The 19,923-nt window shown below is 64.5% G+C and carries 19 protein-coding genes and 1 tRNA gene; 17 read left to right on the forward strand and 3 right to left on the reverse strand.

Translation table 11 applies throughout. From position 1 onward, the window contains the following. Window positions 1-121: 121 nt before the first annotated feature. Together C41B8_RS17950 and dacB are read right to left on the reverse strand one after the other, a co-directional pair. Window positions 122-208, reverse strand: a tRNA-Leu gene (locus C41B8_RS17950). 89 nt (window positions 209-297) lie between these two features. Beyond that, the gene (dacB, locus tag C41B8_RS17955; protein ID WP_198025286.1) at window positions 298-1,743 is read right to left on the reverse strand and encodes a D-alanyl-D-alanine carboxypeptidase/D-alanyl-D-alanine endopeptidase; all 1,446 of its coding nucleotides are present in this window, start codon (window positions 1,741-1,743) and stop codon (window positions 298-300) included. 276 nt (window positions 1,744-2,019) lie between these two features. On the opposite strand from dacB, the gene tgt reads away from it, so the two are divergent. The 4 genes from tgt (at window position 2,020) to secF (ending at window position 6,449) form a co-directional block, all read left to right on the forward strand. Beyond that, entirely contained in the window at window positions 2,020-3,153 is a 1,134-nt protein-coding gene (gene tgt, locus C41B8_RS17960) for a tRNA guanosine(34) transglycosylase Tgt (RefSeq protein ID WP_037341407.1), read from the forward strand. Between the two features lie 109 nt (window positions 3,154-3,262). Then, window positions 3,263-3,598 (forward strand): preprotein translocase subunit YajC, encoded by a 336-nt coding sequence (yajC, locus tag C41B8_RS17965; RefSeq protein WP_037341409.1) that lies wholly within the window; start codon window positions 3,263-3,265, stop codon window positions 3,596-3,598. Between the two features lie 45 nt (window positions 3,599-3,643). Continuing rightward, window positions 3,644-5,497 (forward strand): protein translocase subunit SecD, encoded by a 1,854-nt coding sequence (gene secD, locus C41B8_RS17970; RefSeq protein WP_037341411.1) that lies wholly within the window; start codon window positions 3,644-3,646, stop codon window positions 5,495-5,497. A gap of 10 nt (window positions 5,498-5,507) precedes the next feature. Next, window positions 5,508-6,449, forward strand: coding sequence for a protein translocase subunit SecF (gene secF / locus C41B8_RS17975; RefSeq protein WP_037341413.1), 942 nt, complete (start codon window positions 5,508-5,510; stop codon window positions 6,447-6,449). A gap of 471 nt (window positions 6,450-6,920) precedes the next feature. Here secF and C41B8_RS17980 read toward each other — a convergent pair whose 3' ends face one another. Then, window positions 6,921-7,715 (reverse strand): inositol monophosphatase family protein, encoded by a 795-nt coding sequence (locus C41B8_RS17980; protein WP_037341415.1) that lies wholly within the window; start codon window positions 7,713-7,715, stop codon window positions 6,921-6,923. 71 nt (window positions 7,716-7,786) lie between these two features. On the opposite strand from C41B8_RS17980, the gene C41B8_RS17985 reads away from it, so the two are divergent. From C41B8_RS17985 to der, 13 genes are all read left to right on the forward strand, one after another. Beyond that, window positions 7,787-8,608 carry an RNA methyltransferase gene (locus tag C41B8_RS17985; RefSeq protein WP_051883752.1) on the forward strand — a complete coding sequence of 274 codons (822 nt, stop codon included), beginning with the start codon at window positions 7,787-7,789 and terminating at the stop codon, window positions 8,606-8,608. 148 nt (window positions 8,609-8,756) lie between these two features. Beyond that, window positions 8,757-9,491 (forward strand): serine O-acetyltransferase, encoded by a 735-nt coding sequence (gene cysE / locus C41B8_RS17990; RefSeq protein ID WP_037341418.1) that lies wholly within the window; start codon window positions 8,757-8,759, stop codon window positions 9,489-9,491. Between the two features lies 1 nt (window position 9,492). Continuing rightward, the gene (locus C41B8_RS17995; protein WP_037341420.1) at window positions 9,493-10,659 is read left to right on the forward strand and encodes a cysteine desulfurase family protein; all 1,167 of its coding nucleotides are present in this window, start codon (window positions 9,493-9,495) and stop codon (window positions 10,657-10,659) included. Continuing rightward, a complete protein-coding gene (locus tag C41B8_RS18000; protein WP_037341422.1) occupies window positions 10,656-11,033 on the forward strand; it encodes an iron-sulfur cluster assembly scaffold protein in 378 nt (125 codons plus the stop codon). Before C41B8_RS17995 ends, C41B8_RS18000 begins: the two co-directional genes overlap by 4 nt. A 3-nt stretch (window positions 11,034-11,036) precedes the next feature. Next, window positions 11,037-11,384 (forward strand): HesB/IscA family protein, encoded by a 348-nt coding sequence (locus C41B8_RS18005; RefSeq protein ID WP_037341424.1) that lies wholly within the window; start codon window positions 11,037-11,039, stop codon window positions 11,382-11,384. Between the two features lie 223 nt (window positions 11,385-11,607). Next, window positions 11,608-12,033 carry a nucleoside-diphosphate kinase gene (gene ndk, locus C41B8_RS18010; RefSeq protein WP_037341426.1) on the forward strand — a complete coding sequence of 142 codons (426 nt, stop codon included), beginning with the start codon at window positions 11,608-11,610 and terminating at the stop codon, window positions 12,031-12,033. 37 nt (window positions 12,034-12,070) lie between these two features. Then, window positions 12,071-13,258 (forward strand): dual-specificity RNA methyltransferase RlmN, encoded by a 1,188-nt coding sequence (gene rlmN / locus C41B8_RS18015; protein ID WP_051883753.1) that lies wholly within the window; start codon window positions 12,071-12,073, stop codon window positions 13,256-13,258. Beyond that, a complete protein-coding gene (gene pilW, locus C41B8_RS18020) occupies window positions 13,255-14,010 on the forward strand; it encodes a type IV pilus biogenesis/stability protein PilW (RefSeq protein WP_037341428.1) in 756 nt (251 codons plus the stop codon). The genes rlmN and pilW overlap by 4 nt, the downstream gene beginning before the upstream one ends. Continuing rightward, complete coding sequence (locus tag C41B8_RS18025) at window positions 14,007-15,140, forward strand: helix-turn-helix domain-containing protein (RefSeq protein ID WP_037341429.1); 1,134 nt, start codon at window positions 14,007-14,009, stop codon at window positions 15,138-15,140. The genes pilW and C41B8_RS18025 overlap by 4 nt, the downstream gene beginning before the upstream one ends. 26 nt (window positions 15,141-15,166) lie before the next feature. After that, complete coding sequence (gene hisS / locus C41B8_RS18030; RefSeq protein ID WP_037341431.1) at window positions 15,167-16,450, forward strand: histidine--tRNA ligase; 1,284 nt, start codon at window positions 15,167-15,169, stop codon at window positions 16,448-16,450. Window positions 16,451-16,490: 40 nt separating this feature from the next. Next, on the forward strand, window positions 16,491-17,165 hold the full coding sequence (locus tag C41B8_RS18035) for a YfgM family protein (RefSeq protein WP_051883754.1): 675 nt from the start codon (window positions 16,491-16,493) through the stop codon (window positions 17,163-17,165). Then, entirely contained in the window at window positions 17,162-18,334 is a 1,173-nt protein-coding gene (gene bamB, locus C41B8_RS18040; protein ID WP_051883755.1) for an outer membrane protein assembly factor BamB, read from the forward strand. The genes C41B8_RS18035 and bamB overlap by 4 nt, the downstream gene beginning before the upstream one ends. A gap of 3 nt (window positions 18,335-18,337) precedes the next feature. Next, window positions 18,338-19,699 (forward strand): ribosome biogenesis GTPase Der, encoded by a 1,362-nt coding sequence (der, locus tag C41B8_RS18045; protein ID WP_051883756.1) that lies wholly within the window; start codon window positions 18,338-18,340, stop codon window positions 19,697-19,699. Window positions 19,700-19,923: the final 224 nt, after the last annotated feature.

Below are 19,923 nucleotides of genomic sequence, written 5' to 3' on the forward strand. Positions count from 1 at the left end.
TACTTCTTCCTCAAAATCAAAGCCGCGTTTCCCGGTAAAGTGCGATGAACCAAATAAAAGCCCGAAAGCTATGTTTGGCGGGCTTTCTGGAGGCGTTGTAGGAACGCCTTGGAATTAGAGGTGGTGCCCGGGGCGAGACTCGAACTCGCACTCTGTCACCAGAATCGGATTTTGAGTCCGACGCGTCTACCAGTTCCGCCACCCGGGCACGGTGCGAAGCGCGCAGTATACCTGCGCCCCCCGGGCTTGGGAAAGCATGTTGTGCCGATCGAGCCTGGAGCCTATTGGAATAGGCTCTTAATAGTGCGCGAGAATCGATTCCAGGTCGTTCTGATACGCCGTGACGGTTTGCTGGTAGGTGAGGTTCGGATCCGACTTCGTCCCGTTGATTACGATGCCATAAGCGGCGAACCCGCCATTATCCAGGCGCAAATAGCCGGCGAGGGCGCGCACGGTGACCGGCTCGGTCAGCGTGCCGGTCTTGGCGACGAGGCGTGTCTCGAAATCGAAATTGCCGCGTTTGAGCGTACGAGAGGGCGCCGACAGCGGCACCGGCAGGCTGCCGTAGAACGACGGAAACAGCGCGTTCTGATGAAACATATAGTCGAGCAGCGAGACGAGATCTCGAGCCGAGACGCTGTTACCGAGCGACAGCCCGCTACCGCTGTCGAACGTGCCGCCCCCGGTCGAGACCGTGGGGTAGGCGAATTTGTTGGCCCGTTCGGACAGGGCTTCCAGCGCCTGAGAAGCGCGCGGCAGCGACAGCGGCCGGTTGTAGCCGCTGGCCGCCGCGACGTCCAGGGCCAGCGTGTCCGCCATGTAATTGTTGGAGTACGCCATCATCGGGATCAGCTGCTCGGCCAGCGAGGCGCTCTTGACCCGGGCCAGCGTGGCGCCCTCATTTTTGACGTCGCCGCTGCGAGTGGTCACGGCGCCAGCGATATGGATGCCGGCGTTGGCGAGCATGGCGGAGAGCACGCGAGCGGTCTCGGCGGCTGCGCCAGTGACGGCGCGCTGGAAATCGTAGGGGCCGTAGCCCACCGGCAGTGAACCGCGGATATGCAGCGTCGAGCGGCCATTATCGTAGGTACGCCATGCCACCATGCCGGCCCTGGAGTTCGCGGGCCCGGTCTTCACTTGGTTATCGATGTCGTAGCCGGGCAGATCCGCCGGGTGCAGCACGACTCGCGTCGCGCGACCGGCGGCCGCGCCGGGATAGACCGTGGCCATGACGGTGCCGAAGTTCACGCCGGCCGCGGATAGCGGGGCACTGTAGGAGTGCGAGGCGCGCTCGCGGGCGTCGCAGCGGTCCTCGGTCAGGCAAGGCACGGTGCCCCACAGACCGTCGTCGACCACCAGATTACCGGTGACCTTGTCCACGCCGCGCGCCTTGAGCCGCATGACCAGTTCGTGCAGGTGGCGGTTGTCCAGCGAAGGATCGCCACCGCCCACGAACACCAGATCGCCGTTGAGCGTGCCGTGGCTGATGGGCCCATGGCTGGCAAAACGCGAGGTGAACCGGTGTTCGGGGCCGAACTGTTGCAGCGCGGCCGACGCGGAAAACAGCTTGCTGACCGATGCCGGGCGGAGTCTTTCGTCGGGATTGATGGCCGCGATCGTTTTCATATCGCTCAGTCGCACGACCATCGCGCTGACATGGGCATGTCGAGCCAGCGCGCGCAGGTTGTCGAGCGGGGTACGGCTGGCCGCCGCGGCCATCGAACTCCATAACAGAGCGGCCATGATGATGAGAAGGCCGGACGAGCGGGCGATGGGCGGCATGGAACGGTTCCCCGGCAGCAACGAGCGATGGCCGCCAGTCTAGACACAGGATTGTGTACGACTCAATCGGGATTCATGGCGATCTCCGAACGGCGCGCAACCGGGCGCGCGAGCCATCCCGGCGCGGCGCTCGCGGTGTGCCGCGAGCATGAGTTGGCGGGACCGTGAATCGGCTGGGGATGCGCGCGGCTACACGGCGGTCGACGCGCTCAGCGGACGGCTCTACACTGCGCCGCCATGATCTACGAAGCTCTGGGCCGGGACGGCAATGCGCGCCGCGGCCGTCTGCATTTGCCGCATGGCACCGTCGAGACGCCGGCCTTCATGCCGGTCGGGACCTACGGCACCGTCAAGGGCATGACGCCCGAGGAATTGACCGGGCTCGGCGCGGAAATCGTGCTCGGCAATACCTATCACCTGATGCTGCGCCCGGGCACCGAAATCGTGGGCGCCCACGGCGGTCTGCACGGGTTCATGCACTGGGATCGGCCGATTCTCACCGACTCCGGCGGGTTTCAGGTGTGGTCGCTGGCCGAAATGCGCAAGCTCACCGAGGACGGCGTGGCTTTTCGTTCGCCGCTGGATGGCTCGCGCCAGTATCTGTCGCCGGAACGTTCGATCGAGGTTCAGCACGCGCTGAATTCGGACATCGTGATGTGTCTGGACGAATGCACCGACTACCCCGTGTCCAAGCAGGACGCGGCCCAATCGATGCAGCTGTCGATGCGCTGGGCCGCGCGCTGTCGTGCCGCGCACGGCGACTCGAACAACAAGCTGTTCGGCATCAATCAGGGCAGCGTGTTCGACGACTTGCGCGCCGAATCCATGGCTGCGCTGGTGGATATCGGGTTCGACGGCTATGCCATCGGCGGCGTCTCGGTCGGCGAGGGCTGGGAAGACAAGGCGTCCGTGCTGGCCGGTGTGTTGCCCCGAACGCCCGCGGATGCGCCGCGTTATCTCATGGGCGTGGGCACGCCGGCCGATCTGGTGGCCTCGGTGGCCTATGGCATCGACATGTTCGACTGCGTCATGCCCACGCGCAACGCGCGCAACGGCTATCTGTTCACCCACGACGGGGTGGTCAAGATCAAGAACGCCGTGCACAAGCACGACACCGGTCCGTTGGATGCGAGCTGCGACTGCTATACCTGTCGCCACTACAGCCGGGCTTATCTGCATCATCTGTATCGGTGCGGCGAGATTCTGGCCGCGCGCCTGAACACCTGGCACAACCTCGCCTACTACCAAAGACTGATGCAGCGTATTCGCGGCGCTATCGAGGCCGGCGAATATGCGGCCTTCATGCGCGATTTCTTTACCGGCGCGGAAGGGCGGGGTACGCCCCAGGCCGCGCATGGCGGTTACGCTTGAACATCGATCCGGCGGGGCATGTCCGTCGTAGTCGGGTCGCAACAAACCCTATGGCATACTGTGCGGCTTGTTTGCGGCGCAGTCAGCGCTACCTTCGAGGGCTTTTTCTATGAACTTTCTGATTCCTCTCGCACACGCCCAGGCGGGCGGCGGCGGTGCCGAAGGCGGCAGCGCCATCTATTCGATCGGCATGATCGTCGTGTTCTTCGCGATCATGTTCTTCCTCGTGATCCGTCCTCAGATGAAGCGGCAGAAGGAACACAAGAAGCTGATCGAGAACCTGGCCAAGGGCAACGAGATCATCACCGCCGGTGGTGTGGCCGGTCGCATCCGCGAAGTCGGCGAGAACTTCCTGGTCGTGGAAGTGGCGAAGGACGTCGAGATCCGAGTCCAGAAATCGTCGGTAACCAGCGTGGTGCCCAAGGGCACGATGGATTCGCTGTAAGTTCGCTGCGCGAGCGAACGGCGTCTTGCGACTGATCGGGGTCTTATGAATCGTTATCCGCTGTGGAAATATCTACTGCTCGTCGTCGTGCTGGTCGTCGGCGTGCTCTATGCGCTGCCCAATTTGTTCGGCGAACAGCCGGCGGTCCAGATATCGCGGGCCAACGGCGACGCGGCGACCGCGCAGTTGGAAGACCGCGTCAAGACCATTCTGTCCAACGCGGACATTCCGGCACAGACCGTGACCTTGAACGATGGCCGCCTGCTGGCGCGCTACGGCGGGACGGACGAACAACTCAAGGCCGCTGACGCCCTCAAGCGCAAGCTGGGGGACAACTATACGGTCGCACTGAATCTCGCACCGTCCACGCCGGGCTGGCTGCGGGCGATCAGCGCCCAGCCGATGTCGCTGGGCCTCGACCTGCGCGGCGGGGTGCATTTCCTGCTCCAGGTCGACATGGACACGGTGTTCAAGGACACCTACGAGCGCTATGCGCGCGACGTGCCGCACTATCTGCGCGACCAGTCGATCCGCTATCAGCGCGCTTATCGCGACGGCGATTCGATCAAGTTGATCTTCCCGAACGCCGCTGCCATGAACAAGGCACAGGACGCGCTGCCGAGCCAGTTCAGCAACCTGCAGTTCAAGGCGGCGCCGAACGCCGAGAACACGCTCGTGGCCACGCTCACGCCCAGCCGCAAGCACGATATTCGCAACTTCGCGCTGGAGCAGAACCTCACCACGCTGCGTAATCGCGTCAACGAACTCGGCGTGGCCGAGCCGTTGGTCCAGCGTCAGGGGCAGGATCGGATCGTGGTGGAACTGCCGGGCGTGCAGGACACGGCCCAGGCCAAGCGTCTGCTCGGCAAGACGGCCACGCTTCAGTATCGTCTCGTGGCCCAGGGCCATGACCCGGAGCAGGCAGAGAAAACCGGCAATATCCCGGAAGGCACGCAGCTGTATCACATGAAGAACGGGCAGCCGATCCTGCTCAAGGACGATGTGATCGCTTCGGGTGATCAATTGGTGGACGCCTCGGCCGGCTTCGACCAGAAGACCAATCAACCGGCGGTATTCGTCACGCTCGACGGGCAGGCCGCCAGCAAGATGTTCAACGTAACCTCGTCGCACATCGGCGATCCGATGGCGGTGCTGTATACCGAGACCCGCTTCGAGACGCATTACAAGAACGGCAAGAAGGTCACCACGCAGCACAAGGAACAGAAGGTCATCAGCGTGGCCACGATCCAGAGTGCGTTCGGCAAGCGCTTCCAGACCACGGGTCTGCAGCGGGGCGAGGCCCATGACCTGGCGCTGCTGCTGCGCGCGGGCGCGCTGGCGGCCCCGGTTAATATCGTGTCCGAGCGTACGATCGGGCCGAGCCTGGGTGCTGATAACATCGCCGAGGGCGAGCGGGCGGTCGTGGTCGGCTTCCTGGTCGTCGTGGCCTTCATGGCGATCTACTACGGCATGTTCGGCATCATCGCCGACCTGGCGTTGTTCATGAATCTGGTGCTGGTGGTCGCCGCGCTGTCGATCATCCAGGCCACGCTCACGTTGCCGGGTATTGCCGGTATCGTGCTGACGATCGGTATGGCCGTGGATGCCAACGTGCTGATCTTCGAGCGTATTCGCGAGGAGCTGGATGCGGGCAATACGCCGCAGTCGGCGATCAAGACCGGTTACGACAAGGCGTTTACCTCGATCTTCGATGCCAACATCACGACGCTGATTGCCGCTCTGATGCTGTTCGGTTTCGGCACCGGCCCGGTCAAGGGCTTCGCCGTGACACTGAGCCTCGGCATCGTCACCTCGATGTTCACCGCGATCATCGGTACGCGAGCGGTGGTGAACCTGATCTACGGCCGTCGCAAGCGGCTCAAAAAGCTCTCGATCTAGGAGCCCTGCCATGCGTCTGATCAAGTCCAACACCAAGATCGATTTCATCGGCAAAGGCCGCTATGCGGTGATCGTGTCGGCGCTCGTGTTGCTCGTGTCCTGCGTGTCGCTCGGCGTCGGCAAGCTCTCGTTCGGCATCGACTTCACCGGCGGCGTGGTGGTGCATGTCCAGTACCCGCAGGAGGTCAACCTCAACAAGGTGCGTGGCGCGCTCAGCGCCGCCGGCTACAAGCAGCCGACCGTCCAGCACTTCGGCAGTGCCGAAACCGCGCTGATCCGGTTGCCGGCCTCGGCTGGCAAGAAGGCGGCGACCGTGGGCGACAAGGTAATGGATGCGCTCAAGTCCGGCCCGCCGGGCGCGAAGCTGCAGTCGGTCGAGTTCGTCGGCCCGCAGGTCGGAAACGAGCTGGTGAACAAGGGCGCGCTTGCGCTGCTCTACACCGTGATTGCAATTCTCATCTACGTCATCTTTCGCTTCCACTGGAAGCTCGCGACCGGCGCCGTGGCCGCGCTGGTGCACGATATCGTCATCACGCTGGGGGTGTTTTCGCTCACCCATATGGATTTCGATCTCACCGTGCTCGCGGCACTGCTGGCCGTACTCGGTTACTCGCTCAACGATACGATCGTGGTCTATGACCGTATCCGCGAGAACTTCCGGCGGATGCGCAAGGCCACGCCGAAGGAAGTCGCCAACGCTGCGATCAACCAGACACTGTCGCGCACGCTGATGACATCCGGCACCACGATCATGACGCTGCTGGCGCTGTTCTTCCTTGGCGGGCCGGTGATTCACGGCTTCGCCGCGGCGCTGCTGGTGGGCATCGTCACCGGCACGTACTCGTCGATCTTCGTGGCCAGCGCTCTGGCGCTGTACTTCAAGCTATCCGCCCAGGATCTCTTCCCGCCGAAGGAAGAGGATGCGGAAAAGGCAGCGCGCGTCACGCGTTAGCGATGACCTGAAACCGAGGGAACGAAAAGGCCGTCGATGACTCGACGGCCTTTTTTATGCGCACGATTGCGCCGACTCAGCGATGCACGTAGGCCGGCACGCCGCAGACCGAAAGCAGCGGTGCGCGTTCGGCATGATCGCGTATGAAATCGAGTACACGGGATTCACGGCCGCCGCGCGGCTGCCTCGCCCGCCGAGCACGAGCAGCGCGTCGAGCGCGCCAGCGTCGTGTCGGGCCTCAGCGCCAGCCCCTTGGCACAGCGAATGCCGGCGCCGGACTCGCCGATGAGCAGTCGCTCCTCGGGTCTGTTGTCCTAATCGGCCCAGACGCCGATGAGTACCAGGGCCCGAGTAGATCGAGCTCTTCGAGCCCGTCGAAGACGAGAAAACGGAATCGCATGTTGATAGCCGCGTCGGGAATGACGTGATCAGCATGCCGGGCGAGCACCCGCCCGGCCCAGAGTGTTGCGATCAGCGCCCGCCGCGCGGCGTTTTCACGATCTTGTCGAGCATCTGCGGGTAGAGCTTCGGGTTGGTCGCCAGGATATTGCCGGTTTCCAGCGGGTCCGCGTCGTTGTCGTGGGCATCGCTCGCGATGCCGCCGGCGGCACGCACCATCAGCATGCCGGCTGCCAGATCCCAGGCCGACAGGCCGATTTCCCAATAGCCGTCGAGCCGGCCGGCGGCGACATAGGCGAGATCGAGCGCGGCCGAACCGGAGTGGCGCATATGGCCGCTCGCCGACAGCATGCGGTTGTACAACGGCATATAGCTGGCGATATCACCATGCCGGCGATAGGCAAAACCCGTGGACAGCACGGCTTCGCGCAGGCGCACCGTATGAGATACCCGCATGCGGCGGCCGTCGACGCTCGAGCCCTTGCCGCGTTCGGCCACGAACAGCTCGTCCTTGACCGGGTCGTAGATGACGCCGTGTTCGACCACGCCGTTGATGCGACAGGCAATCGACACACAGAAGTGCGGGATGCCGCGCATGAAGTTCATCGTGCCGTCGATCGGATCGATGATCCAGACGGTATCCGATTCGCCGATATCGCCCGATTCCTCGGCCAGGAAGGCATGATCCGGATAGTTGCGCCGGATCGTATCGATGATCGTGGCTTCCGAGCGCTGATCCGCCTCGGTCACGTAATCGTTCTCGGCCTTCTGGGTGACCTGGCCGGTATCGCCACGGCGGTAATACGAGAGGATAACGTCACCGGCACGGCGCGCGGCGGTGACTGCGATATTGGTCAGGGGTTGCATGAAGCGGGCGCCTAAAAAGAAGCTAGCGTAACATTAGCGCCCTCGTATTTCCCTCTGATCAACGTCTGCCCATGAGCGATTCCGAGTCCGAGCACCCGACGCCCGACGCCGCCGCGTTGTCGCGACTGCGCATCGTGCTCGTCGGGGCGCAGCATCCGGGCAATATCGGCGCGGCCGCGCGCGCGATGAAGGTGATGGGGCTGTCCGATCTGGCGCTGGTCGCACCCGAGCGCTACCCGGATGCCGAAGCCACGGCGCGCGCTTCCGGCGCGGACGATGTGCTGGCTGCCGCGCGGGTGTACGACTCGCTGGATGAGGCCGTTGCCGATTGCGTGCTCACGATCGGCACCAGTGCGCGTACCCGGCGCACCCAGTGGCCGTTGATCGACGCGCGCGATGCCGCGACCCGCGCCGTGGCTGCCACGGTGAACGGGCCGGTCGCGCTGGTGTTCGGCCGCGAGCGGTCGGGGTTGAACAACGCCGAGCTCGATCGCTGCCAGCTGCATTTGCAGGTGCCCACCAATCCCGAATACAGCTCGCTCAACCTGGCGGCGGCGGTGCAGGTCGTGGCCTACGAGCTGCGCGTGGCGAGTGGCCACGGCATCGCGGCGAGTCCGGCGCACGAGCCGGTGCCCGCGGCCGATATGGAAGGCTTGTTTCAGCACTGGCACGACGTGCTGGTTGCGGCCGGTTTTCTCGATCCGGACGAGCCGCGCATCCTGATGCGCCGCCTGCGACGGCTGTTCAATCGCGCGGCGCCGGATCGTATCGAGACCAATATTCTGCGCGGTGCGCTTCGTGCGCTGGATCCGCGCGGTCTTCCCAATCGCCAGGCGAGCCCGTCATCGCAGAAAAAAACGAAAAAACAGCCGCCGTCGGCCTCCGGGGATTGACGGCTCTGCTGAGATGATGGCCTGTAGACTTGATCTCAGCGCTTTCGGCCCGAAATAGCCGTCTACAATCGAATGCATGCGCGCGATAGCGCGCGCCGGCGACAGGCCGCGCCGCCCATACCCGCGGCGCCACGTTTGGGAATAGCCGATGTTTGCTCGCTTCAAGGAAGATCTGCACGCGATATTCGAACGCGACCCCGCCGCCCGCAGCGTGTGGGAAGTCGTGCTCGCCTATCCGGGACTGCACGCCATCTGGTGGCACCGGGTCGCGCACTGGTGCTGGACGCACGGCATGAAGTTGATCGCGCGGATCATCTCCAATATTTCGCGTTGGCTCACCGGCATCGAGATTCATCCGGGCGCCGTGATCGGCCGGCGATTCTTCATCGACCATGGTTTCGGCGTCACCATCGGCGAAACCACGGTCATCGGTGACGATTGCACGATCTATCAGGGGGTCACGCTCGGCGGGACGAGCTGGAGCCCCGGCAAGCGGCATCCCACGCTGGAAAACGATGTCGTCGTCGGCGCCGGCGCCAAGGTGCTTGGCCCGTTCACCGTCGGCGAGGGCGCGCGTATCGGTTCCAACGCCGTGGTGGTCAAGGAAGTGCCGCCCGGCTGCACGGCGGTCGGCGTGCCGGCCAAACTGGTCAAATGCAAGGACGGCACGCCCGAGGACCGGCGTAAGGAAACCGCGGATCGTATCGGTTTCTCTATGTACGGCGTCACCCAGGACATGCCCGACCCGGTCGCGCGCGGCATCGATGCCATGCTCGATCATATCGATGCGCTGGAGCGCCGGCAGGACGAGCTGGAACGGCTCACCAAGCAGCTGAGCTCGCGCCTGGACGAGGACGAGCGCTCGACCACTGATCGCGTCTGAGATGAGCGCGTCGATCTATCTCGATCACGCCGCGACCGCGCCGCTTGCGCCCGGGGTGGCGGAGGTCATGCACGACGTGCTGGTTGGCGCGCCGGGCAATCCGTTGTCGCAGCACGCCGAGGGGCGAGCAGCCTGTGCGCATATCGACGCGGCCGCCGAGAAGGTGGCCGGGCTGATCGGCGCCGAGCCGCGCGAGATCGTCTGGACCTCCGGTGCGACCGAATCATCGAACCTGGCCCTGCGCGGGGTGGCCGAGTTCATCGGCGCCGGCGCACGCATCGTCTCGGTGGTTACCGAGCATCCGGCGACGCGCGATACGCTCTCGGCGCTGGCCAAACAAGGCGTGACCGTCGACTGGCTGGAAGTCGACGCCCATGGTGCGATCGATCACGACGCGCTGGCCGCCGCAGTGGCACAAGGCCCGGATCTCGTGTCGATCATGCAGGTCAACAACGAAACCGGCGTGATTCATGATGTGCCGGCGATCGCCGAACAATGCGCCGCGGCCGGTGTCGCGCTGCATGTGGATGCGGCCCAGAGCCTGGGCCGACTGCCGATCGATGTGTCGGCGACGCCGATCGCACTGATGTCGTTGTCGGCCCACAAGATCGGCGGTCCCAAAGGCATCGGTGCGCTCTATGTCCGTCGCCGCGCACCGAAGATCGGTGTTGCGGCCCAGATCATCGGTGGCGGCCAGCAGCGTGGCCTGCGCGCCGGCACGTTGCCGACGCATCAGATCGCGGGTTTCGGCGCGGCGGCAGCACAGGCAGCGCGCCACGGCATCGCATCGCAACCGGAATGGGCGCGGCTGCGAGAGCGGCTATGGCAAGGCATGGCGCCGCTGGGCGGACTGCTGCGCAACGGCCGGCCCGAAACCGCGGCGGCGCCGTTCTTGAGCGTGAGCGTCACCGGCGTGCACGGTGCGGCATTGATCACTGGATTGAATGAGGGCGAGCCGGCGCTCGCGGTCTCGACCGGGGCCGCCTGCAGCGCGGCCAAGGGCGAGTCGTCGCACGTCGTACGCGCGATGGGGCGCTCGCCGCGCGAGGCAGCCGCGACCATCCGGTTTTCGCTTGGCCCGGGCGTGGACGAGGTCGCTATCGATGCCGCCGCTCAACGTTTCCGTGACGAAGTCAGGCGACTGCGGACACTGGCTGAGGCGGCATGAATCGCGGCGCCGCCGATGACGCCATCCGGGCGCGCTTTCTGCGGCCGACATACGCGGTGGATGCCGATGCGGTCGATGCCTGGCCGGCCAGCGGCGCGGCGGATACGCCCGGCGAGGATGCGCGCTGCCGGGTGTTTCTCGCCGTTGGCAACGACGGCCGGCTGAAAGCGGCGTTCGCGGCGTTCGGGCCGCCGGTCGTGATCGCGTGCGCGGACTGGATTTGTGAACGCGTGACGGCTCAAACAGTCGAAATCACGCATACTGTTACACTCGCCGATGTCGAGAAGGCATTGGCTCTGACCCCGACTCAGCGATACGCTGGGTTGCTGGCGATCGACGCGTTGTCCAACGCGGTGATCAATCTGGGACAATAGGTTATGAGCGAAACGACACTGCAAACCGAAGATCTGCGGGTAACCGAAGCAGCCGCCGAGCGCATCAAGTACCAGCTCGAAAAGCGGGGCCATGGTCTGGGCCTGCGCGTGGGCGTGCGCAAATCCGGCTGCAGCGGTTATATGTACACGATGGACTATGCCGACGAGATCGGCGAGGACGACGACGTCTTCGAAAGCCACGGCGCCAAGGTCGTGGTGGCCCATAAGCACATGTCCGTTCTCGCGGGCACGACGGTCGACTTCCGTTCGGAAGGCTTGAATCGCATGTTCCGGTTCGACAACCCGCACGCCAAGAATGCCTGTGGCTGCGGTGAGTCCTTCATGGTGTAGCGTCTCGGCGGTGCCGTCCGGCGCGGCTTGGGCGCCGCGGCAGGCAAACGGGACGCAGCGAGCGCCGGCTGACCGATAGTAAACCGGCGTTCGCGTACGCGTCCATTCATTCGATACCCTGACAGGGCGGGCTTGTCCGCGATACAATGCCGGGTTATCCGCGCGTATACGCCGCGAGCGTCCGGCGGATATCAACCATCGTATTGTTTTTGTAGGAGAATCCATGGCCGCTGAGCGCACCCTGTCGATCATCAAACCCGACGCAGTCGCCAAGAACGTGATCGGCGAAATCTATCGCCGCTTCGAAAACGCCGACCTGCGCATCGTGGGCGCCCGTATGGTCCATCTGTCGCGCGAAGAGGCAGAGAAGTTCTACGCTGTCCATTCCGAGCGTCCGTTCTTCAACGCCCTGGTGGAGTTCATGATCTCGGGCCCGGTCATGGTCCAGGTTCTGGAAGGCGAGAACGCCATCGCCAAGAACCGCGATCTGATGGGCGCCACCAACCCGAAGGAAGCCGAAGCCGGCACCATTCGTGGTGACTTCGCCGAGTCCATCGACGCCAACGCCGTACACGGCTCGGACGGCGAAGATACCGCCGCAGCCGAGATCGACTTCTTCTTCGGCCAGGGCGGCATCTGCCCGCGCTAACCGCGCCCGACCCGAAGTCCATCGGAACCGATTCGCCATGACGAACGCCGACATCGACAACCCGACCCCGATCCGAACGAGCGCGACCGCCAGCGGTACGCGCGTGAACCTGTTCGGCCTGGATCGCGAAGCCATGGCAGCGTTCTTCAAGCAACATGGCGAATCGGCTTTCCGGGCCAAGCAGGTCATGCAGTGGATCTATGCCCGCGGCGTGACCGACTTTTCGGCCATGACCGATCTGTCCAAAAAGCTGCGTGATCGGCTGCCCGAGATCGCCGAAATCCGGCCGCCGGCCCGCATCCGCGAACAGGCCAGCCGCGATGGCACCCGCAAGTGGCTGCTGGCGGTCACCGAGGACATGGATCCGGACAACGCCATCGAGGCGGTCTATATCCCCGAAGCCGACCGGGCGACGCTGTGTATTTCGTCGCAGATCGGTTGTGCGCTGGATTGTTCGTTCTGTGCCACCGGCAAGCAGGGGCTCAATCGCAATCTCACCACGGCCGAAATCGTCGGTCAGGTCTGGATGGCAGAGCACGACCTGCGGGCCCAGGGCAAGGTGCACGGCGAGCGTGCCTTATCGAATATCGTGTTCATGGGCATGGGCGAGCCGCTGGCGAACTACCGCGCGGTGGTGCCGGCCATTCGTATCCTGCTCGATGATTATGGTTTCGGCTTGTCCAAGCGACGTGTAACCGTGTCCACCTCGGGCATGGTGCCGTTCATGGATCGGCTGCGGGCCGAAGTCGATGTGGCGCTGGCGGTATCGCTGCATGCGCCCACCGATGAGCTGCGCGATGAACTCGTGCCGATCAACCGCAAGTATCCGCTCGACGAATTGATGGCGGCCTGCGATCGCTATGTGCAGGGCAAGGAGCGTCGGGCGCATGTGGTCTACGAATATGTGCTGCTGGCCGGCGTCAACGATCAGCCGCACCATGCCAAGGCCCTGGCGAAGCTGCTCGGCAGCCGCCCGGCCAAGGTGAACCTGATTCCCTTCAATCCGTTCGACGGCTCGGGCTACGAGCGTCCGGCGGAGGCCGATATCCGGGCGTTCCAGGACGCGCTACATTCGCGCGGGCTGCGAACCACCGTACGGCGCACGCGCGGCGACGATATCGACGCCGCTTGCGGACAGCTGGTGGGGCGTGTTCGCAGCAAGCAGAAGCGTCATTTTCGCGACGTGCCCATTCGTGTCGAATCGCAGCCGGCTTCGCGCGTATGAGCCGACGCCAGGGCGCGCTGTCGATCCCGCTCGTGCTGGCTGCATCGCTGCTGGTTGCTGGCTGTGCCACCAACGGCGGCGTCAACCGTCAGGATGCGGCAGAGGCCAATGCCAACGTGGGCGCCGATTATCTGCACAAAGGGGTCAACGACCGAGCCCAGCAGGCGTTCAAGAAAGCGCTGAGCTACGACAAGGATAATTTCACGGCCAACTGGGGCATGGCGGTTGTCAGTGAACGGCTCGATCAGCCGGCTCGGGCCAATCGGTATTTCCAGAAAACTCTGTCGGTCCGCCCGGCGCCCAAGGTCTATAACAGCTATGCCGCGTTTTTATGCGAGCAGGGCAAGACCGATCAGGGCGTAGCCAACTTCAAGCGGGCGCTGAGCGCCGGCAACCCCGCGGATCGGGCCGATAGTCTGGCCAACGCCGGGCTTTGCCTGTACCGCGCGCATCGCCGCGATGAAGCGGCCGACTACTTCCGGCGTGCACTCAAGGCCGACCCCAAGCAGGCGACCGCCCTGACGCATCTGGCCTCAATCGCATACCATGCCCATAATTATTTGAGCGCGCGCGCGTTTATCGAACGTGCCGACGCTGCAACCAAGCTCGATGCCGCCCAGTTGTTGCTGGCCGCGCGCATCGAGCTGGCGCTGGGAGATCGGTCGGCCGCGGCGGCCTATCTCAAGCGCCACAATGCGAACCAGCCGACGGCGACACGGTCGCTGAGCCAACTGGAGTCATCGCGTCAATGAACGCTACGCACGACGATCAATCCGATCAGCCGAAAGAGCCGGCGCTGGCGCGCGGCGCCGAGGAAGAGGCGACGTCGCCTGGGCTGACTCGTAACAAATCCGACGGGCAGACCCCGGGCGAAATCCTGCGTGAGGGCCGCCTGGCGCACGATTACAGCGTCGACGACCTCTGCGCCCAGACCAAGCTCAGCGCACACACGGTCGAGGCGCTCGAGGACAACGATTTTCAGTCGTTGTCGCAGCCGGTTTTCGCGCGCGGCTATTATCGGCAATGTGCCAAGGTGCTCGACCTGGATGTCGAGCGCATCATGGCCGCTTACACGGCGATTGCCGGCGAAGCGCCGAAGCCGAAAATCGATCACGGCACCATCGGCGCCGGCATCATTCCACAGGATGTCACGCCTGGCGGCGGTTTCCGTTTTCGCGGTCTGTTCATCCTGCTACTCATTGTGGTGGTCGTGATCGCGGTCGTGGTGTTCGTGCTGCCGTCCAGCGGCGTGCCCGGTGCGATCACCGGCAGCAACGACAGCAACAACGCCGACCAGAGCAGCCAGAGCACCACCACGTTCGAGTTCAATTCGTCGAGCGATGACTCGTCCGGCAATAACAACGGCGACGGCAGTACGGCCAGCGCCACGGGCGCAGGCGCCGCGAGCGGGGGCAGCGACACGACGGCCCCGAGTACGCCCGATGTGGTCGGCAATAGCAGCGGTCAGGCGTCGACGGGCCAGCAGTCGGGTGGACGCAACGTCAATAAGACGCTCGGCATCAATCCGTCGAACGGGTCGGGCGCGCAGCCCGCCAGTAGTGACAACACCGCGCAGCAGCCAAGCCAACCGTCGGTGCCGCCCAACCGTCTGGTGCTGAAGTTCAGTAAACGCTCCTGGGTCCGGGTGACCGATGCCAATGGCGATCGTATGGCGTCCGGCATCTTCAAACCGGGCGATACCAAGGAATTCAACGGTAAGCCGCCGTACAAGATCACGCTCGGCTATGCGCCCGGGGTGAAGGTGAGCATCGGCGGCCAGCCGGTGGATGTCGCCGGGCAGACGAGCGGCGGCGGCATCGCCCATCTTACAGTCGATGCCGCGAACAACGGCAACTCCAGCGGCAACAACGGCAACGGCTAATCGCCCGTCACGTATAGAAGGATCTGATGAGTCAGCGTATTCAATCGATCCGCGGCATGCAGGATGTCCTGCCCGCGGAGAACGCGTTGTGGCACACGCTCGAACGCACCGCGGCCGACGTGTTCGCGGCCTACGGTTACGAGCAGATCCGGTTGCCGATCATGGAGCGCACCGGATTGTTCGAGCGCGGCGTCGGTGAGGTCACCGACATCGTGGAGAAAGAGCTCTACACCTTCGAGGACCGCGGCGGCGAATCGATATCGTTGCGCCCGGAGGGCACGGCCGGGGCCGTGCGCGCAGGAGTTCAGCACGGCCTGCTGCACAACGCCACACAACGGCTCTGGTATGTCGGCCCAATGTTTCGCTACGAGCGGCCGCAGAAAGGGCGCCAGCGCCAGTTTCATCAGTTCGGCGTCGAGGCCTTCGGTCAGACCGGGCCAGACGTGGATATCGAACAGATCGCGATGTCTTCGCGGCTGTTCAAGCGTCTCGGTATCAGCGGGCTGCGCCTCGAGATCAACACACTTGGCACCCCGGTCGAGCGTGCGACCTATCGTGATGCGTTGCATGCCTATTTCAGCGCGCACCACGACTCGCTCGACGCCGACAGCCAGCGCCGGCTGGATCGCAATCCGCTGCGGATTCTCGACAGCAAAAACCCCGAGATGGCCGAGCTGATCGCGTCGGCCCCGTCGCTGACCGACTATCTCGGCGCGGAATCCGCGGCGCATTTCCAGGGCCTGTGCAACGGCATCAAGGCGCTGGGAATCGATTACACGATCAACCCGCGCCTGGTGCGGGGCCTGGATTACTACACACGGACCGTGTTCGAGTGGCTCACCGACGATCTCGGAGCTCAGAACGCGGTGTGTTCCGGCGGGCGGTTCGACGGTCTGGTGAGCCAGCTCGGCGGCTCGGATACGCCGGCAACCGGCTTCGCGATGGGCGTGGAGCGTGTGGTTGCTCTGATGGAATCCCAGGGCGTGCCGCTCGACGATCTGGCGCCGCAGGCCTATCTGGTGCATACCGGCAATACCGCCAGTGCCCGGGTGCCGGCGCTTGCGGAACAATTGCGCGATGCGCTGCCCGAATTGCGGCTGCGGGTTCATGCCGGGGGCGGCAGTTTCAAGTCGCAGTTCAAGAAGGCGGACAAGAGCGGGGCGCGGCTGGCGCTGGTGTTCGGCGACGACGAGGCCGCCGACGATACACTTCAAATCAAACCGCTGACCGACGACCGGACACAGGAGCGCGTGGGGCTGTCCGAAGCACCAGCACGTATCGCCGCACTGCTGGCAGATGGTCGCGGCTGATACGACCCCAGCCGACAGAACGAAGAGACAAAGGACGGGAATGGCGGACTACGACAACAACGAAGAGCTGGCGAGCCTGGCGCGCTGGTGGTCCAAGAATGGCACCGCCGCGATCGTCGGCGTGCTCATCGGTTTGCTTGCGATCGGTGGCTGGTATGCCTGGGGCTGGTACAGCAACCGCCAGGATGCGCAGGCCGCGGATATGTATGCCGAAGTTCAGCAGGGCATCAGTGCTCAGAATGTGACCGGCGGCATCGACAACATCGTCGAGAAGCTCAAGAGCGACTACAGCGGCACCCCCTATGCCGGTGCCGCGGCGCTGTCGATGGCGAGCTACTATGTCGATCAGAAAAAGCTCGACAAGGCGGCCGCCGAACTCGATTGGGCGATAAAAAACGCTGACGGCAAGGGCATTCGCGAGATCGCCACCGTACGCAAGGCGCGCGTGCTCTGGGCGCAGAAGAAGCCCGACGCGGCGCTCAAGTTGCTGAATCGGGATCATCCGGCATCGTTCGATTCGCTGTTTGCCGAACTTGCCGGCGATATCCATGCGGCGCAGGGCGACGACGCGGCGGCCCATGCCGCCTATAAGAAAGCGATGTCCCATCTGCCGTCGGATGCGCCGAAGCAGATGCTCCAGCACAAGCTCGATCAGACCGCGCCGGCCAAGGCCGACGACGACATGCCGACCGATTCGAAGAAGTCCGACTCATGAAGAATTATCGACGCACGCTTGCCTGTCTGACGCCGCTGCTCGTCGCGGCCACCGTCGGTTTGACCGGCTGCGGTGGTGGTTCCACCATCGCGCAGCCCAAGCCGCTGACCCAGCTGCCGAATCCGGAATTCCGGATGCAGGTGCTGTGGCACGCCAACGGCGGTGATGGCGCCGGCAAATACGAAAGCGGGTTCGAGCCGGCGGTTGCGAACGGACGAGTTTACGTCGCCAACAGCAACGGCGAAGTTGTGGCGCTCAACCTCGCCAACGGCCATCGCGTCTGGCACGTCAATACCGATGAGAAACTCATCGCCGGCCCGTCGGTAATCGACGGTACGCTGTTGGTGGGCACCCGCAACGGCGAGGTGATCGCGCTGTCGGCTGCCGACGGAAGTAAGGATTGGAGTGCGGATCTGTCGAGCGAAGTGATCGCCGCGCCTGCGGGCACGTCGAAGGAAGTGGTCGCGCGGACTGTCGACGGCCATGTGGCTGCGCTCGACATGGCGACCGGCGATCGGATCTGGACGGTCGAAGACAACGTGCCGAACCTGACCATGCGTGGCACGGCCTCGCCGGTCATCCAGGGCAACACGGTTTATATCGGCACGGACGGCGGCAAGGTGCAGGCGCTGGATCTGGCCACCGGCGAACAGCGCTGGGAGCAGACGGTCGCACTGCCGGAAGGTCGCTCCGAGCTCGATCGCATCGTCGACGTCGACGCCAACCCGCTGATCGACGGCAACACCATCTATGCCATCAGCGCCGGCGATTCGCTGGTCGCGCTGAGCAAGAACGGCGGCCAGATCGGCTGGAAGCACAAGGTCGCCTCCGAGAACAATCTGGCGGCCGACAACAACAACCTCTACGCCACCGATATGGATAGCGTGGTCTGGGGCATCTCGCGGGCGACCGGCGAGCCGGTCTGGAAACAGGACGCGCTCAAATACCGCAAGCTGTCGGCGCCGGCCGTGGTCGATGGCCACGTTCTGGTGGGCGATTACGAAGGTTATCTGCACTGGTTGTCGCCCAGCGATGGTTCCATCGAGGGCCGTGGCCGGCCGTTCGGCGAGGCGATCCGCGCGCAGCCGGTGGTGGTCGGAGATCGGGCGATCGTGCTCGGCGCCGGGGGCGAAGTCGCCGCCGTGCGTTTCGACGCCCGCGGCAGCTGATCCGTGGCAGACGGCGGGGCCGTACTCCCGGTCATCGCGCTGGTTGGCCGACCGAATGTCGGCAAGTCGACGCTGTTCAACCGGCTGACGCGCTCACGCGACGCTCTGGTGGCCGACCAGCCGGGCGTAACGCGTGATCGGCAGTACGGTTTCGGCGCGCATGCCGGCCGGCGCTTCATCGTGGTCGATACCGGCGGCATCGGCCAGGACGACGAAGACATCGACACCCGCGCGCTGGCCCAGACCGATGCCGCACTGGAAGAGGCCGATCTGGTGCTCATGGTGGTCGATTATCGCCAGGGTCTGATGGCCGGCGACGAAGCCATCGCGGATCGGCTGCGTCGCAACGGTCAGCGGGTGCTCGTGGTGGTCAACAAGAGCGAAGGCCAGGCCAGCGTCAGCGCCAACGCCGAGTTCCATGCGCTCGGGCTGGGCGAGCCGTGGGCGATTTCGGCCGAACACGGCGATCGTGTCGGTCTGTTGCTCGATCATGTCTTCGCCGACTTGCCGGAGCCCCGTGCCGCGGTACGGGCGCATCGGCCCGATGCGATCCGGCTCGCCCTATTGGGGCGGCCGAATGCTGGCAAGTCGACGCTCGTCAATCGGCTGGTCGGCGATGAACGCATGCTCACGCAGGATGCGCCGGGCACCACGCGCGATGCCGTGGCCAGCGAGTTCTTCTTCGACGATAAGCCCTACGTCATCGTCGATACGGCCGGCATCCGGCGCCGGTCCAAGGTCGACGACGGCATCGAGAAGCTCAGCGTCATCAAGGCCATGCAGGCGGCCGAGCAGGCCCAGGTCGTGGTGCTCATGCTCGATGCACGCGCCGGTCTTTCGACCCAGGACATCCGTCTGCTCAATCTCGCGGTGGAGCGGGGCCGCGCGGCGGTGATCGTACTGAACAAGTGGGACGGGCTGTCCGAGGACGAGCGCGCCAAACTGCACGCCAAAGTGGTCGAGCGCATGGGCGCGTTCGACTATCTGCCGCTGTTGTTTGTCTCCGCGCTGCATGGCTCGGGGCTGCGTGATCTGATGGACGCGATCCAGGCCTCGTATGCGGCCTCGTTTGCCGAAATGTCGACCCCGCAGCTCTCCCGCGCGCTCGAAGACGCGGTGGCGGCGCACGCACCGCCGGCAGTGCACGGGCGCCGCATCAAGTTGCGCTTCGCGCACCAGGGCGGGCGCAACCCGCCGACCATCGTGATTCACGGCAATCAGACCCAGCGGCTGTCGGCCGAATACAAGCGCTATCTGGTGCGCCGTTTTCGCGAGCACTTCAACCTGTTCGGCACGCCGATCCAACTGGTGTTCAAGAACAGCGATAACCCCTACGCCGGCAAGGCACGCGGCCGGAGCCGATAATCATTCGGCGCGCGCTCGATGAGACGAGCGCCGACGGCTGCATATTCGATGCGGCGCTCGGATCGACGGGTGATCGGGTTTGATCCTGCCGCCCGTGTCGTCTAAGCCGTTGTAAGCCGGCCGTGTGGCCGCTCGCTTAACGCCAAGTCGCCGGGGTTGATCGAGCTATATGCAAGTCTGGTGTATGGAGACTTGATCAAGCGGCGCTCCGGCGGTCCTGGGAA

The organism is Salinisphaera hydrothermalis C41B8 (genome assembly GCF_000732535.1).
In the GTDB taxonomy this organism is placed as follows: domain Bacteria; phylum Pseudomonadota; class Gammaproteobacteria; order Nevskiales; family Salinisphaeraceae; genus Salinisphaera; species Salinisphaera hydrothermalis.

Bases quoted from the DNA above. Each gene is read 5' to 3' on its own strand.
- yajC (WP_037341409.1), top strand. From the start codon at position 3,263: ATGAACTTTCTGATTCCTCTCGCACACGCCCAGGCGGGCGGCGGCGGT.
- C41B8_RS18005 (WP_037341424.1), top strand. From the start codon at position 11,037: ATGAGCGAAACGACACTGCAAACCGAAGATCTGCGGGTAACCGAAGCA.
- dacB (WP_198025286.1), bottom strand. From the start codon at position 1,743: ATGGCCGCTCTGTTATGGAGTTCGATGGCCGCGGCGGCCAGCCGTACC.
- bamB (WP_051883755.1), top strand. From the start codon at position 17,162: ATGAAGAATTATCGACGCACGCTTGCCTGTCTGACGCCGCTGCTCGTC.
- tgt (WP_037341407.1), top strand. From the start codon at position 2,020: ATGATCTACGAAGCTCTGGGCCGGGACGGCAATGCGCGCCGCGGCCGT.
- cysE (WP_037341418.1), top strand. From the start codon at position 8,757: ATGTTTGCTCGCTTCAAGGAAGATCTGCACGCGATATTCGAACGCGAC.
- C41B8_RS18035 (WP_051883754.1), top strand. From the start codon at position 16,491: ATGGCGGACTACGACAACAACGAAGAGCTGGCGAGCCTGGCGCGCTGG.
- ndk (WP_037341426.1), top strand. From the start codon at position 11,608: ATGGCCGCTGAGCGCACCCTGTCGATCATCAAACCCGACGCAGTCGCC.
- C41B8_RS17980 (WP_037341415.1), bottom strand. From the start codon at position 7,715: ATGCAACCCCTGACCAATATCGCAGTCACCGCCGCGCGCCGTGCCGGT.
- secD (WP_037341411.1), top strand. From the start codon at position 3,644: ATGAATCGTTATCCGCTGTGGAAATATCTACTGCTCGTCGTCGTGCTG.
- secF (WP_037341413.1), top strand. From the start codon at position 5,508: ATGCGTCTGATCAAGTCCAACACCAAGATCGATTTCATCGGCAAAGGC.
- pilW (WP_037341428.1), top strand. From the start codon at position 13,255: ATGAGCCGACGCCAGGGCGCGCTGTCGATCCCGCTCGTGCTGGCTGCA.
- C41B8_RS18025 (WP_037341429.1), top strand. From the start codon at position 14,007: ATGAACGCTACGCACGACGATCAATCCGATCAGCCGAAAGAGCCGGCG.
- C41B8_RS17995 (WP_037341420.1), top strand. From the start codon at position 9,493: ATGAGCGCGTCGATCTATCTCGATCACGCCGCGACCGCGCCGCTTGCG.
- C41B8_RS18000 (WP_037341422.1), top strand. From the start codon at position 10,656: ATGAATCGCGGCGCCGCCGATGACGCCATCCGGGCGCGCTTTCTGCGG.
- hisS (WP_037341431.1), top strand. From the start codon at position 15,167: ATGAGTCAGCGTATTCAATCGATCCGCGGCATGCAGGATGTCCTGCCC.
- C41B8_RS17985 (WP_051883752.1), top strand. From the start codon at position 7,787: ATGAGCGATTCCGAGTCCGAGCACCCGACGCCCGACGCCGCCGCGTTG.
- rlmN (WP_051883753.1), top strand. From the start codon at position 12,071: ATGACGAACGCCGACATCGACAACCCGACCCCGATCCGAACGAGCGCG.